Annotated in this window: 14 protein-coding genes and 1 pseudogene; 10 read left to right on the top strand and 5 right to left on the bottom strand. The window is 46.4% G+C overall.

Features of this window, described 5'->3' with window-relative positions:
* Window positions 1-100 precede the first annotated feature (100 nt).
* Both ACWJJ4_RS11270 and fdhF read right to left on the bottom strand, forming a co-directional pair.
* A complete protein-coding gene (locus ACWJJ4_RS11270) occupies window positions 101-643 on the bottom strand; it encodes a DUF1641 domain-containing protein (RefSeq protein WP_012117344.1) in 543 nt (180 codons plus the stop codon).
* Window positions 636-3,593, bottom strand: a complete 2,958-nt coding sequence (gene fdhF / locus ACWJJ4_RS11265) for a formate dehydrogenase subunit alpha (RefSeq protein ID WP_454021659.1) — start codon at window positions 3,591-3,593, stop codon at window positions 636-638. The genes ACWJJ4_RS11270 and fdhF overlap by 8 nt, the downstream gene beginning before the upstream one ends.
* A gap of 121 nt (window positions 3,594-3,714) precedes the next feature.
* Here fdhF and ACWJJ4_RS11260 point away from each other — a divergent pair, with 121 nt between their 5' ends.
* The 4 genes from ACWJJ4_RS11260 (at window position 3,715) to ACWJJ4_RS11245 (ending at window position 5,296) form a co-directional block, all read left to right on the top strand.
* Window positions 3,715-4,284 carry a YjgB family protein gene (locus ACWJJ4_RS11260; protein ID WP_454021658.1) on the top strand — a complete coding sequence of 190 codons (570 nt, stop codon included), beginning with the start codon at window positions 3,715-3,717 and terminating at the stop codon, window positions 4,282-4,284.
* 97 nt (window positions 4,285-4,381) lie between these two features.
* Complete coding sequence (locus ACWJJ4_RS11255) at window positions 4,382-4,783, top strand: ribosomal maturation YjgA family protein (protein WP_014304825.1); 402 nt, start codon at window positions 4,382-4,384, stop codon at window positions 4,781-4,783.
* A gap of 43 nt (window positions 4,784-4,826) precedes the next feature.
* A complete protein-coding gene (locus tag ACWJJ4_RS11250; protein WP_012117340.1) occupies window positions 4,827-5,000 on the top strand; it encodes a YjfB family protein in 174 nt (57 codons plus the stop codon).
* A gap of 113 nt (window positions 5,001-5,113) precedes the next feature.
* On the top strand, window positions 5,114-5,296 hold the full coding sequence (locus tag ACWJJ4_RS11245; RefSeq protein WP_071543315.1) for a hypothetical protein: 183 nt from the start codon (window positions 5,114-5,116) through the stop codon (window positions 5,294-5,296).
* Window positions 5,297-5,579: 283 nt separating this feature from the next.
* Here the strand turns inward: ACWJJ4_RS11245 and ACWJJ4_RS11240 are convergent.
* Window positions 5,580-5,976: pseudogene (locus ACWJJ4_RS11240) on the bottom strand (MgtC/SapB family protein); the annotation flags it as partial.
* Between the two features lie 359 nt (window positions 5,977-6,335).
* Between ACWJJ4_RS11240 and ACWJJ4_RS11235 the strand changes: the two are divergent.
* Window positions 6,336-6,761: a MarR family winged helix-turn-helix transcriptional regulator gene (locus ACWJJ4_RS11235; protein WP_063636830.1), complete on the top strand. Its 426-nt coding sequence runs from the start codon at window positions 6,336-6,338 to the stop codon at window positions 6,759-6,761.
* Entirely contained in the window at window positions 6,745-7,092 is a 348-nt protein-coding gene (locus tag ACWJJ4_RS11230; RefSeq protein WP_015388376.1) for a DUF3147 family protein, read from the top strand. The genes ACWJJ4_RS11235 and ACWJJ4_RS11230 overlap by 17 nt, the downstream gene beginning before the upstream one ends.
* 189 nt (window positions 7,093-7,281) lie before the next feature.
* Here ACWJJ4_RS11230 and ACWJJ4_RS11225 read toward each other — a convergent pair whose 3' ends face one another.
* Complete coding sequence (locus tag ACWJJ4_RS11225; RefSeq protein ID WP_070081657.1) at window positions 7,282-7,965, bottom strand: HAD family hydrolase; 684 nt, start codon at window positions 7,963-7,965, stop codon at window positions 7,282-7,284.
* Between the two features lie 17 nt (window positions 7,966-7,982).
* Entirely contained in the window at window positions 7,983-8,744 is a 762-nt protein-coding gene (locus ACWJJ4_RS11220) for a DeoR/GlpR family DNA-binding transcription regulator (protein WP_003154937.1), read from the bottom strand.
* Between the two features lie 252 nt (window positions 8,745-8,996).
* On the opposite strand from ACWJJ4_RS11220, the gene lacG reads away from it, so the two are divergent.
* The 4 genes from lacG (at window position 8,997) to ACWJJ4_RS11200 (ending at window position 13,677) form a co-directional block, all read left to right on the top strand.
* A complete protein-coding gene (lacG, locus tag ACWJJ4_RS11215; protein WP_454021657.1) occupies window positions 8,997-10,397 on the top strand; it encodes a 6-phospho-beta-galactosidase in 1,401 nt (466 codons plus the stop codon).
* Between the two features lie 62 nt (window positions 10,398-10,459).
* Window positions 10,460-10,774 (top strand): PTS lactose/cellobiose transporter subunit IIA, encoded by a 315-nt coding sequence (locus ACWJJ4_RS11210; protein ID WP_007407323.1) that lies wholly within the window; start codon window positions 10,460-10,462, stop codon window positions 10,772-10,774.
* 11 nt (window positions 10,775-10,785) lie between these two features.
* Window positions 10,786-12,492, top strand: coding sequence for a PTS lactose transporter subunit IIBC (locus tag ACWJJ4_RS11205; protein WP_454021656.1), 1,707 nt, complete (start codon window positions 10,786-10,788; stop codon window positions 12,490-12,492).
* A 15-nt stretch (window positions 12,493-12,507) separates the two neighbouring features.
* Window positions 12,508-13,677, top strand: a complete 1,170-nt coding sequence (locus tag ACWJJ4_RS11200; RefSeq protein ID WP_326243595.1) for a galactokinase — start codon at window positions 12,508-12,510, stop codon at window positions 13,675-13,677.
* Window position 13,678: the final 1 nt, after the last annotated feature.

Raw genomic sequence — 13,678 nt, 5'->3', positions numbered from 1 at the left:
AACACAACAAAAGTCATGAATCCGGAGGTGAAATTTCTCCCAAGAAAACAGCAGAAGTGCACAAAAAACCCGAGCCTTCGGCCAGGCTCGGGAGAAATGCTCACTCATTCGTCTGCGGTTTCTGGTGCTGCTTTTGGTCTTCAGGAGGCTGCGTATTTCTTTCCATATCGTCCGTATCAGCGCCCATGCCTTTCAGAAAAGAAAACAGCAGAGTGACGGCCTTGTTGATTTCCGGGTCTTTTAAAGCGCGGACGATATCAAAATACCCCGTCTTCCTGCCGCTGTCTTTTTCTTCGACGGCCTTTGTGACGCCCGCATTGATTTTAACGATAAACGGCTCAAGCTGTTTTACATCGAGCATGCCGAGAACGCCGCTTAACAGCAGGAGATTTTTCAGCATATTGGCCGTTTCCGGCGTATTCGCCTTCTTCACCAGGATATCCATCACTTTGTCTCCTTGGCCGAAGAGCCCGCGCAGAAGCGCCAAAACGCCGCGCTCGTTCATGTGCTGAAGAATGTGCAGAGATTCCAAAATCGCGTCTTTATTTCGTAAAAGAGCCGTCTCGATCTCTTCTAAGTCCTTTTTTCGTTTGTCTTCTTCTGTGACGGTCTGTTTTCGGATGCCGCTGATTGCTTTAGCCATTTTGCTGTTTCCCCCTTTTTACGGCGTCTCCCGGAAATACATAATCTTGACGCGCCCATTTCCGATCAACCCGGACACCGATCTGCGGCTGCGGGTTTCCGTAACGGAAATTGATTTTCGGAAGCGGATTAACGCCTTCTTTTTTCAAAATCTCCATCTTCGCTGATGTTTCTTTATAAGCCGGTGTATCGGTATCCTTATCCGCATAGCTGCTTGTCAAAAGGTTAATGGCGGCGTCTTTTGAATCGTTCATCGGGAGATAGACTTGTTTGCCTTTTACCCTGTCTGTGATGACGCATTTGACTTTCACATTTCCGTACGGTGATGTCAGACGGACAAGCGTTCCGTCTTCCAGCCCTCTTTCTTCGGCGAGTTCGGGCGAGACCTCAAGGAACACACTCGGTGTTTTTTCGGATATTCCTTTTGATCGGTAAGTCAGATTCCCTTCGTGAAAATGCTCGAGCAGCCGCCCGTTATTCACATGGATATCATATTCTTCACCAAATTCTTTCGGCTCGGTCCACTGAACGGGATATAGAATCGCTTTGCCGTCTGAAAACGGGAACTTGTCCGTAAATAAAAGCGGTGAATCGGTTCCGTCCGCTGCAACCGGCCATTGCAGTGAATTATAGCCTTCGAGACGTTCGTAAGTGACGCCTGCGTAGAGCGGCGAAAGCATTGCCGCTTCTTCCATAATGTCTGCCGGATGTTCATAGCGCCAATCAGCGCCCAGCCGGTTGGCGATGTCCGTAATGATCTGCCAATCAGGCTTTGAATCGCCCAGCGGTTCAAACACTTCGTAAAGGCGCTGCACCCTCCGTTCCGTATTCGTAAACGTCCCTTCTTTTTCAAGGCTCGGGCTTGCCGGGAGCACCACATCGGCGAACTCGGCCGTCCGCGAGAGAAAAATATCCTGCACAACGAAGAAATCAAGCTTTTCAAAGGCGGCATGAACATGGTTGATATTGGAGTCGACAAGCCCCATTTCTTCCCCTTTTACATACATACACTTCAGTTTTCCCGAGTGGATGCCCTCGATCATTTCATGATTTGTCATTCCGATTTCTTTCGGCAGGTCTGTTCCCCAGCCCTGTTCATACTTTTTGCGGGCTTTTTCATCCGTTACTTTTTCATAGCCGGGAAAGCTGTCAGGCATACTGCCGAAATCACTGGCTCCCTGCACGTTATTATGGCCCCGAAGCGGATATGAGCCTGCGCCGGGCTTGCCGTAATTTCCGGTCACAAGAAGCATGTTGGAAATGGCCGTGCTCGTATCACTTCCTCCGATATGCTGGGTGACCCCCATCGCCCACAGTGCGCATACGCTGCCGGCTTCATGAATCATCCGGGCCACTTTAATTAAGGTATTCTTGTCCACACCGGTATGTTTCTCCGCATATTCCATCGTATAAGGTTCAAGGCTTTTCACGAATTCATCTAATCCGTTCACTCTCTCCTTCAGAAATGCAGTATCCGCCAAATCGTGATCAAGCAGATATTTCGATACGGCATTCAGCCAGACAATATCTGATCCGGCACGCGGCTGGAAAAACACGTCGGAGCGCTCGGCCATTTCATGTTTTCGCAAGTCAGCGACGACGAGCTTCTGTCCGTGCAGCTTATGAGAACGTTTAATGCGTGTGGACAAGACGGGGTGAGACTCAGATGTATTTGAACCGATAATCAGCACGAGCTCAGCTTTTTCTATATCTGTAATTGATCCTGAATCGCCGCCGTATCCGACCGTTCTGAACAATCCGGCCGTGGCGGGAGACTGGCAGTAGCGTGAGCAGTTGTCAACATTATTTGTTCCGATAACGGCTCTTGCAAGCTTCTGCATCACGTATGATTCTTCATTCGTGCATTTGGAAGATGTGATAAAAGCAAGCGCGTCCGGACCGAAATGTTCTTTTATATCGGTAAATTTATCAGCGATCAGCAGCAGCGCTTCATCCCATTCCGCCTCCCGAAACGAGTCTCCTTCCCGGATAAGCGGTTTGGTAAGGCGCTTTTCACTATTGACGAAATCCCAGCCGAATTTCCCTTTCACACACGTCGAAATTCCATTTGCGGGCGCCTCAGCCTGAGGCTCGACCTTTAAAATGTCTCTTCCTTTCGTCCATATATCAAAACTGCAGCCGACACCGCAGTATGTGCATACGGTTTTCGTTTTCTTGATTCTTTCATCCCGCATGGCCGATTCCATATCCGATATGGCTAAAATTGATCCGTATCCGGTTTCGACGCCTTTTGTGATGTCAATCATCGGCCGAAGCGTCTCTTGGTTAATGCCTGTTAAATACCCAGCTTCGCCTTCCATGCCTTTTTCCATCATGGCGTTGCACGGACATACCGTCGAACAATGTCCGCAGGAAACACATGATGATTCATTGATCGGCACATCCTGATCCCAAATGACCCGCGGGCGTTTCCGCTCCCAATCAATGCTTAACGTTTCGGTTACCTGTACGTCCTGACAGGCTTCGACGCAGCGTCCGCACAAAATGCACTGATCGGGATCATATCGGTAAAACGGATTTGATTCATCTTTAGGATACGGTTTTTGATCGAACGGAATGCTTTGATGATTGATTTTCATTTCCTTTACGGTATTATGTATTTCGCAGCTCCCATTGTTGTAATCACAGACCGTACAGTACAATTCATGGTTGTGCAAAATGTTGTCCATGCCGATAACCTGCGCTTTTTTTACATCGGACGAAAGCGTATCAATGACATCTCCGTCCTTTATTTGCGCGGAACACGAACGCACCAGTTCCCCGTTAACATTGACGATACAGGTATCGCACGTTTCAATCGGCCCGAGACTCGGGTGATAACACACGTGCGGCACGTCAATTGAACTATTGTTCAAAAGCTGCAAAACGGTTTGGCCGTCCGGCGCTTCCATTTCAACCCCATTGATTGTAACTTTCTTTGTATCAGCCATTTTCTTTCCCCTTTCTGTACCCCTCTATACATCCTCTATGATTCCCAACCGGCCTTTCACTAAAACATCTCGTTTATCTCAGGAAACATACGGGTATGAGCGGTAAAAAGGAGGCGTTCACATGTTGAAGAAAAAAACACTCGTCACGGGATTATCGGCAGTGATGCTCACGGGATGCGCTTTCGGAGCAGAAGCATTTTCGGATACACAGCCCATCCATGCCGCAGCCGCTTCAAAAACGGAAAACCAGCGTGCACAAGAACTGGTGAACAGCCTTTACCAATCGGCATTTAAAGGGGAAATGCCGCAAAATGTGAAAGGCCTGAAAATCAACCAAAGCACAAGACAGGACGTTTATAATAAAATCGGCGAGCCGGAACAAAAAGCAGACAGCCGCAATCCATTTGATTTATACAGCTGGAACATGGGAAACCCCGGGTATGGATTTTCCTATCATAAAAACGGAAAAATCTCGGAAATACGCTATTTTGGAACGGGGGTTGAGCGGCGCTTAAACCTCGGCAGCGTCACACCTGACGTCTTAAGCAAACAAATCGGCAGCGCTGACAAAATCCTGACAGTGCCAGAAACGGGCGAAACAGATTACGTCTACCATACGGGGCAGTATGAGCTCCGCTTCGTCATCGGCAGTGATCAAAAAGCAGATCATGTCAACCTAAAAGCCAGATAACGCAAAAAAGCGGCCTCCCGGGCCGTTTTTTTCATAGACAGCTTCTCCGTCGTTCCTTACAATACATGGGAGTACAAAAAAAGGGGAACAGTGTGAAGTGAATAGACATCCATTGACATACGGAATATGTACCGTTTTTATCATCGCCCTCGGTTTGCTGTCCAGAACCGCATACATCACCGCCCTATTGCCCGGCATCATAAACGCTTATTTAGGAGATGCCCTGTGGGCGGCCATGATTTTTACAGGATTCGGGCTTTTGTTTCGGCACATCCGGACGGAAACAGCCGCAATTTTGAGCCTCTCGTTTTGCTGTCTGATTGAATGCAGCCAGCTGTATCACGCGCCGTGGATTGACGCGGTCAGAAGCAGCACGCTCGGCGGGCTGATCCTCGGCTGGCAATTTGTCTGGAGTGACATTTTCGCCTATACCCTCGGGGTTTGCGCTGCCGCACTTTTAGAATGGGCCGTAAAAAGAAACCGCCAGCCCTCTTCATAATCGGAGCACGCCGCCGATATGAAGGGATAAGGAGGTGGAAGCTATGGATATCCCTGCGTTATCAATCGCAATGCATCAGGCATCTCTGGCGCAGAATGTAAATATCGCTTTAACAAAAACGGTCATGCAGCATGCACAGGCTGCGGCGGAAGAAACAGTGAAAATGCTGCCGTCCCAGCACCCGACTGCCGGCCATTCAATTGATGTGAAAGTGTAAAAAAAGATGCCGGATGATAACCGGCGTCTTTTTTTTGCCCATTGTACATACACCATACCGGGCATACAGGAATAAGGTAAACGGAACCAACATTTGAAAAGGAGGTTTTCCTCTTGTACGATCCTTTCGATCATGAATACACAGCCGAGAGCCACGAACGGGTGCCATATCATTATCCGCGGCCGCCTTATTATTACCCCAGACCATATCCATACTATCCGCGGCCGCCTTATTATTACCCCAGACCATACCCATACTATCCGCGGCCGTATATCCCGTTCTATCCTTGGTATTAATGTTTGAAAAGAAATGACTGCAGACAGGAGGCTTCCCCTGTCTGCTATTCAACTTTGACCGACAGGATATACGGGAGGGCTTGAACTTTTTCCATTACCGCTGCTTTCCCGCTTTTGCTTTTCACCCTTCCCTTCACTTCAAGCACCGCCTTATTCAATTCATAGGACGTAATCAGAATTCCTTTTTCCTCAAGAGAAGTTAAAATATCATGCATGACGGCTTTCTCTTCAATCCTGAAACTGACAGACAAAGAATGCGCCGCCGGTTTAAACAGAAAATTTAACAGTTCAAGCCCGATTAACGCCAAAATCGTGCCGCTGATGCCGATGACATACATACCTGCCCCGATCGTCAGCCCGATCCCCGACGTAGCCCAAATCCCCGCTGCCGTCGTAAGCCCCCGCACGACATGCCGCTGCAAAATAATCGTGCCGGCTCCTAAAAATCCGACACCGCTGACGACCTGCGCCGCCACCCGGCTCGGATCAAAGGACGTATGGCTGTTGGATAACAAATCAAAAAAGCCGTATTTGGAAACGATCATCATCAAGGCGCTGCCGACGGCCACTAAAAAATGCGTCCTTAAACCGGCTTCCTTCGCCCTGAATTCTCTCTCCAATCCAATAAGAGCCCCAAGCAGACCCGCAACCGCCAGACGAATCACAAAATCAAGTTCCATCCGTCTCTCTCCTTTCCTTATCTTCTTACCCGCTTTTTACCCCCCGTATCTTTTTCAATAGCACAGGACTGCCTGCTGAAAAAAACTGCATTTGAATATATACTTTGGTTCTTTATCATATTGTCAGTGCTCTTATTTATATGCGGAAGGTATTAAGCTGCCGTTTCTTAAAATAAGGAAAATGACTTATTGAGAGTATATTAAATAAGTTTATTCGTTGAAACTGCGGCCGCTTGTCTCTTCCAATCTTCTAAAAACAGAACGAATGCCGCTCCCTCAGCTCAAAAATTGCTTTCAATCCGCGAAAATATATCGTAATATAAGATATAATCTTAATAAACGATAAAAGGTGGCTTATGATGTCTAACGAAATTATACGATTAAATGACCTCTGGACAGATATTTACTATCGGCTCCGTTATCAGCACCATGAAAAAATCACTCACCAAGGTGTACGGATTCTGCAAGTCATTCAAAAAGAGAAGGCAGTCGGAATAAAAGACATTGCCGGAGCGATTCAAGTATCGCATAATACCGCTTCGGAACATATAAAGCGGTTACTGAAGAAAAAGTATGTTTATAAAACCAGAAGTGTTGAAGATGAGAGGAAAGTCATTTTAAAACTTACCAGTTTGGGGGCGGATGTCCTTTACCGGCATTCCGGTCTTGATGAAGAAAAGCTTAAACAGCTTCTTTTTGACAACATGAATAATGAAGAACGAACACTTGTCTTAAAAGCATTCAGTTTGATGAAGGAGCGTGCTGAAGATGTTTACGATCGTTAAAATCATTGTCTCCGCTGCTATTATTGGGGTTATCACTGAAATATCAAGAAGAAGCCCGAGTTATGGAGGTATTATAGCGGCTTTACCAATTGTCAGTATGCTGAGCATGATTTGGCTGTACATCCAAGGCGAAACGAAGGAGACATTAAGTCATTTTGCATTCAGCGTGGCTTCCGGCATCCCCTCTACAGTCATTATGCTGGTCATTATCGGCATCGCCCTTCGCCATTCACTGTCTTTCATTGCCGCATCAGGGCTTGGACTTACAGGATGGCTGGTTTTCTTGTATGCTCAGGATTTTATCGTGAAACATATAAACAGTCAGCAATAGGCACCTTAGCGCTTCTTTGGAAGAAATAAGAAGAATTAAAAAGACAGGGATATCCCTGTCTTAAAAGTGACTCCGAATAAAAAGCGAAACTCCTTTCTTCACGAGAAGCGCCAAACACAAAAACATCCCGTGTTGCGAACGGAGTCTGCAGCCTGTACAGCCATACCCGCATGAAAACCGGCTGATCTCTCAAACAGAATGTCCGGCAATCACCTCAAAAAACGAGGTGAAATCTGTCAGTATCCCGTCACCCGCCAGCTGTTTTTCTTCAAATAGCGCGCGGTTTTTTCCGAGCGGGTCAATGGCCATAATCTTGCCCGCACCTGCTTTTTTCGCCGCTGTGAGCCCTGAAAAGGCATCTTCAATGACTAAGCATTCTTCAGGTTTGAGGCCTAATTTTTCCGATGCGATGAGAAAAATATCCGGCGCCGGTTTTCCGGGGAAGCTCCCGTCATCAAACGTGACTTTGTCAAAATCAAACCACTGATCCAAATGAAAGACGTCAAAGTAAAACTCGACATTTTCCTTTACCGTAGCCGTGGCGATGGTCATCGGCGTTTCCGATTTTTTCAGATGGTTCAATACGCCGGTCAGTCCCTTCGTCAGCTTTAACTCGTCTTTGTTTTCAAGGCATAATTCTCTGTAGTAGGCTTCTTTTTCAAAAGACAGCTTCTTGATTTCTTCATTTGTTAAATCGCCGGAAATAAAATACGTCAGGATTTCACTATTTGTTCTCCCGTGAATGTTAACGAAAATGTCTTCATCAGAAATGGTTTTCGGCGCGTATTTTTTCACCATGAAAAACCATGCTTTTTCGTGCAGATGCGAATCTTGAAACATCGTGCCGTTGAAATCAAAAATAACCCCTTTCATCGAACCGCCCGCCTTTTTTATTTTTTTGCGATTTTGACATCTACATATTGCTCGTAATGAATTTGAACATCTTTCATGACTTTATCATCCGTAATCAGATAGTCCATATCGTGCAAGTTATAGAACACGTAAAAATCTTCCCGGTTGAATTTTTTATTATCCGCCAGCAAAAATTTCGTCCGCGAATTATTCAGCGCGATTTGGTGAGCTTCCCCTTCTTCAATGCTGTAAGAAGAAATCTCATCATTATGTATGCCGTTGGCGCTGATGAAAGCCTTCGTAAAATTGAATTTCTGCAGATTGCCGTTCACGATGGGGCCGACGAAGGCACCGGTATTTTTTCGGAAGTCGCCTCCAATCAGGATGGTATCCGCAGTGTCGCCATGTTTCAAAATATCAAATACGGGATAGTTGTTTGTGATAATCCTGATTCGCTTATGCAGCAGGTGTTTCGCTAAAAGTTCAATCGTCGTGCCGGGCCCTAAAAAAACGGTATCGCCGTCATTTACATAGGAAGCTGCGAGTTCCGCGATCTTCCCCTTCTCCTCCATTTGAACACCCAGTTTTTCATTATGCGATAATTCGTGATCAATGGAATAAGATATGCTCTGTGCGCCTCCGTGAATACGTACGATTTTTCCGGCCTTATCCAGCTCGTCCAGATCTCTTCTCACTGTCATATCAGAAACTTCCAGTTCATCGATAATATCACTCACCGTAATAAACCCCCGCGAGTTTACGATATCGATGATTTTTAAAAGTCGCTCTTTTTTTAACATGTTCAATCATCCCCTCAACTTTACACACAATCTAACATACTGCGGCAATCCGGTCAACAAAAACAAACACTAATAAACAACACAATCAACATAAAAAACAACGACAAACTTACATAACCCCTATAAATACAGATGTTATTTCTTTATGAAGCTATTGACAACAAAAATGTATGCGTTTACTATTAAACAAAAGATAACAATTACAAACATTAACAAACTACAATTCACACATTGGCGAAGGAGGATTCAGTAATGCTCAAATTACCTCATGACTTTATTTTCGGCGGAGCGACTGCGGCATATCAAGCGGAAGGCGCCACAAAAGAAGGCGGCAAAGGGCCTGCGGCCTGGGATGAATTTCTTGAAAAACAGGGAAGATTCAGCCCTGATCCGGCAAGTGATTTTTACCGCCAGTTTCCGGAAGATATTAAACTATGTGAAAAATTCGGAATAAACGGCATCCGCCTTTCTATAGCCTGGACGAGAATTTTCCCTGACGGCACGGGCAAAATCAATCAGGAAGGTGTTGACTACTATCATCGTATTTTCTCAGAGTGCCATAAACGCAACGTCACCCCTTTTGTCACGCTGCATCATTTCGATACACCGAAAGGATTATTTGATCAGGGAGATTTCCTCAACCGCGCTGCAATAGAAGCGTTCGTCAGCTATGCGGAGTTTTGCTTTAAAGAATTCAGCGAAATCAGATATTGGAGCACGTTTAACGAAATTTATCCCACAGCCACCAACCAGTATTTACTCGGGGTTTTCCCGCCATCTATTAAAAGTGATATTACAAAAGTCATTCAATGCCTCCATCACATGATGGTAGCGCATGCGATGACCGTCAATCTTTTTAAAGACGGCGGTTATCCGGGAGAAATCGGGGTCGTCCATTCATTGGAAACAAAATATCCCGCCAGCGGCACAGAAGAAGACCGCCACGCCTGTTTTCTGGATGACGCGTTATCAGTGAGATTCCTCCTCGATGCCACCTACCTCGGCTATTATTCTGAGGAAACCATGCGTGCTCTGGATGAAATCTGTGAGGCAAACGGCGCTTCATACGAGTTTTCAGACAGTGACTTTGACGTGATGAAAAAAGCCTCGACGCGCAATGATTATCTCGGCATCAATCATTATCAATGCCATTTCGTCAAAGCGTACGACGGAGAAACCGTTATTCACCATAACGGAACGGGCGATAAGGGCACTTCGGTCTATAAAGTAAAAGGAATCGGCGAACGAATTTACAAAGAAGGCCTGAAGCGGACCGATTGGGACTGGCTCATTTACCCTGAAGGCATGTATGACATGCTGATGCGCATCAAACGGGACTATCCGCAATATAACAAAATTTACATTACCGAAAACGGCATGGGCTATAAAGATGAGTTTGAAGACGGCATCATTATGGATAAGGCAAGAATCGACTATTTAAAAGTATATTTAGAAGCCGTCAGTAAAGCGATTACCGACGGAGTCAATGTAAAGGGGTACTTCTTATGGTCCTTAATGGATTTATTTTCATGGACCAACGGCTACAACAAACGTTACGGTCTTTTTTACGTCGACTTCGACACCCAAAAACGGTATCCGAAAGAATCGGCCTACTGGTACAAACTTGTAAGTGAAACAAAAACAATCATTTAACGATCATACATGGTGAAAAGAGTCTCTTTTCATCATGTGTGCCGTCTTTAGGAGGTTTTTTCATGACAAAGGAAGAATTGCAGATGCTCGGTTTTGAAATCGTCGCCTATGCCGGCGACGCCAGAAGCACTTTATTGAAAGTCCTGAAAGAAGTCCGTGCCGGAAACTTCGAAAACACGGAAGCAGCATTGAAAAGCGCCGATGAAAATTTAACCCTCGCCCACAATGCGCAAACGAAAATGTTAGCTGAAGAAGCTGACGGCAAGGACATGGAATTAGGGTTTATTTTCGTTCACGGTCAGGACCACTTGATGACAACCCTTTTGCTCCGTGATCTTATTCAGGATTTTATAGAACTCTACCGAAGCCGCCGATAAGGAGTGGAAAAATGAACGGTATCATCAAGCAAATCGAAAAGGGAAAACCGTTTTTCGAAAAAATCTCACGAAACATTTATTTAGGCGCGATCCGCGACGGCTTCTTAACTGCCATGCCTGTTATTTTATTCGCCAGCATTTTCATCCTCACCGCCGCTGTGCCGGAAGTGTTGGGTTTCACTTGGCCTAAAAGTGTTTCTGAATGGCTTTGGAAAGTTTATAACTATTCAATGGGCGCCCTCGGCCTGATCGTTGCGGCAACAAGTGCGAAATGCCTGAGTGAATCAATGAACCGAAAAATGCCGAAAAACAAAGGGATCAACCCCGTTTCAGCGATGCTTGCTTCAGTCGTCGGGTTTCTCATTTTAAGCGTCACTCAAATCGACGGCGGGTTCTCCACGGAATATCTCGGCACAAAAGGTCTTTTAGCCGCTTTTGTATCCGCTTTCATAACGGTGAACGTTTACAGATTCTGCGTGCTGAAAAATATTACGATTAAAATGCCTAAAGAAGTGCCGGGTACCATTTCACAAACATTTAAAGATGTTTTTCCGTTCGCTTTTTCCGTTTTGGCCATGGTGAGCGTTGATTTATTGATCAGGAATACGCTGAACGTATCTTTTGCAGAGGCTCTCTCCTCTCTCTTATCGCCGTTTTTTACCGCCGCAGACGGTTATCTCGGGATTTGTGTCATTTGGGGAATGATGGCGCTGTTCTGGTTTGTCGGCGTTCACGGACCATCTATTGTGGAGCCGGCCATCGCAGCTATTATTTACGCAAATGTGGAGGCGAACCTGCAGCTTCATAATGCCGGTGAGCAGGCGTCCAACGTGCTGACCGTCGGACTCGGGAACTTCGTCGGCACAATGGGAGGAACCGGCGCAACCCTTGTTGTTCCGTTTATCTTTCTGCTTTTCGCAAAATCCAAGCAATTGAAAGCAGTCGGAAAAGCATCCGCAGTTCCGGTGTCTTTCGCAGTAAACGAACCTCTTCTCTTTGCTGCGCCGATCATTTTAAATCCTTATTTTTTCATTCCGTTTGTTGTAACGCCGATGGTGAATGTCTGTCTGTTTAAATTTTTCGTGGATGTCATCGGAATGAACAGTTTTATGTATGTTCTTCCGTGGGCCACCCCGGCGCCCGCCGGCTTGATTCTCGGAACCGGCATGGGGCTCTCGGCTTTTGTTCTGACGGCTGTATTAATCATTGTCGATTTCCTGATATACCTGCCATTCTGTAAAGCTTATGACAAAGTATTAGCGGCGGAAGAAGCCCAACACACCGAGCCTGAAACCGCGCCGCAAAAATCCCGGGAGATACAGCCCGTAATAGCCGGCGCCTCAGAAGACGCGGCTTCCGTCATCAGCACAAATTTTCAGGAATCCTCATCCGCCTTGGAACACGGCACCAATGTGCTAGTGCTGTGCGCCGGAGCGGGAACGAGCGCCATGCTTGCGAACGCACTGACAGAAGGAGCCGAAGAATACAACGTGCCGATTACCGCCTCAGCAGGCGCCTACGGTTCCCATTACGACATCATGAAAGACTTCGATATGATCATTTTGGCTCCGCAGGTCGGCTCTTATTACGATGACATTAAAGAAGATGCGGATCGCCTGCAAGTGAAACTCATCGCAACGAAAGGAGCGGAATATATCAGCCTCACCAGAAATTCACAAAAAGCCATTCAGTTCATACTGGAGCATACCTCAAAATAGAATCGGAGGTTTATCATGGATGCCAAACTTTTGAAATCAAGATTCGAAGACATTTTCAAGAGAAGTAACGGAGAACTGTTTTTCGCACCCGGCCGGATCAACCTGATCGGGGAACATACGGATTATATAGGCGGCCACGTTCTTCCCTGCGCGATTACGATCGGAACATATGCCGTATGCGCAAAACGCGAAGATCACCAGATCCGGTTATACTCAGAAAACTTTCCTGACAGCGGCATTGTCTGCCTTGATCTTTCCGCCACAGCATACAAAAAAGAAGACGGCTGGGCCAATTATCCGAAGGGGATGATCCATTATCTTCTTGAAGCCGGCGGCCAAATAGACAGCGGAATGGATATTCTTTTTCACGGTACGATTCCAAACGGAGCCGGTTTAAGCTCCTCTGCTTCCATTGAAATGTTAACCGGTTCCATTTTAAGAAAGTTATTCAGCCTGGATGTTTCCGATACTGAACTGGCGCTTATCGGAAAAAGAGTCGAAAATGAATTTATCGGCGTGAATTCAGGCATTATGGATCAATTCGCAGTGCAAAAAGGCAAAAAGAACATGGCCATTCTTTTAAACTGCGATAAGCTTGAGCACGAAATGATTCCGGCTGCTTTTAACGGATATAAAATCGTCATTATGAATACGAACAAACGCCGGGAGCTGGCGGCTTCAAAGTATAATGAACGCCGCAGCGAATGCGACGCGGCTCTCACGGAACTGCGGCAATATCGGAATATCGCATCACTTGCGGAATTGACGGGAGAAGAATTCAACGAACTCGAACCTCTTCTCTCCCGTGAAACTTTGCGTAAAAGAGCCCGGCACGCGGTCAATGAAAACGAGCGGACCCTCTCAGCGGCGGAAGCTCTCAAATCGAATGATTTGAAAACGTTCGGGGAGCTGATGAATGCGTCGCACCGTTCTTTACGTGATGACTACGAAGTGACCGGTGACGAATTAGACGCGCTGGCTGAAGCAGCCTGGAAAGAAGGAGCACTCGGAGCGCGGATGACGGGCGCGGGGTTCGGCGGCTGCGCCATAGCCATTGTGGAAAGTGAAGAAACCGCCGGCTTTATCCGGGCCGTTTCATCTCACTACCGCAGCAGGACAGGTCTTGAAGCTTCTTTCTACATCGCGGATATAAGCGATGGCGCGGCTGAATGGAGGGAAAAATAAA

It is taken from the genome of Bacillus sp. JK62 (assembly GCF_053663455.1).
The sequence above is the reverse complement of the archived record's forward strand: the minus strand, read 5'-3'. Positions and strand labels throughout refer to the sequence as shown.

Coding starts and splice junctions, on each gene's coding strand:
- ACWJJ4_RS11270 (WP_012117344.1), bottom strand. CDS start 643: ATGGCTAAAGCAATCAGCGGCATCCGAAAACAGACCGTCACAGAAGAA.
- fdhF (WP_454021659.1), bottom strand. CDS start 3,593: ATGGCTGATACAAAGAAAGTTACAATCAATGGGGTTGAAATGGAAGCG.
- ACWJJ4_RS11260 (WP_454021658.1), top strand. CDS start 3,715: ATGTTGAAGAAAAAAACACTCGTCACGGGATTATCGGCAGTGATGCTC.
- ACWJJ4_RS11250 (WP_012117340.1), top strand. CDS start 4,827: ATGGATATCCCTGCGTTATCAATCGCAATGCATCAGGCATCTCTGGCG.
- ACWJJ4_RS11235 (WP_063636830.1), top strand. CDS start 6,336: ATGTCTAACGAAATTATACGATTAAATGACCTCTGGACAGATATTTAC.
- ACWJJ4_RS11230 (WP_015388376.1), top strand. CDS start 6,745: ATGTTTACGATCGTTAAAATCATTGTCTCCGCTGCTATTATTGGGGTT.
- ACWJJ4_RS11225 (WP_070081657.1), bottom strand. CDS start 7,965: ATGAAAGGGGTTATTTTTGATTTCAACGGCACGATGTTTCAAGATTCG.
- ACWJJ4_RS11220 (WP_003154937.1), bottom strand. CDS start 8,744: ATGTTAAAAAAAGAGCGACTTTTAAAAATCATCGATATCGTAAACTCG.
- lacG (WP_454021657.1), top strand. CDS start 8,997: ATGCTCAAATTACCTCATGACTTTATTTTCGGCGGAGCGACTGCGGCA.
- ACWJJ4_RS11210 (WP_007407323.1), top strand. CDS start 10,460: ATGACAAAGGAAGAATTGCAGATGCTCGGTTTTGAAATCGTCGCCTAT.
- ACWJJ4_RS11205 (WP_454021656.1), top strand. CDS start 10,786: ATGAACGGTATCATCAAGCAAATCGAAAAGGGAAAACCGTTTTTCGAA.
- ACWJJ4_RS11200 (WP_326243595.1), top strand. CDS start 12,508: ATGGATGCCAAACTTTTGAAATCAAGATTCGAAGACATTTTCAAGAGA.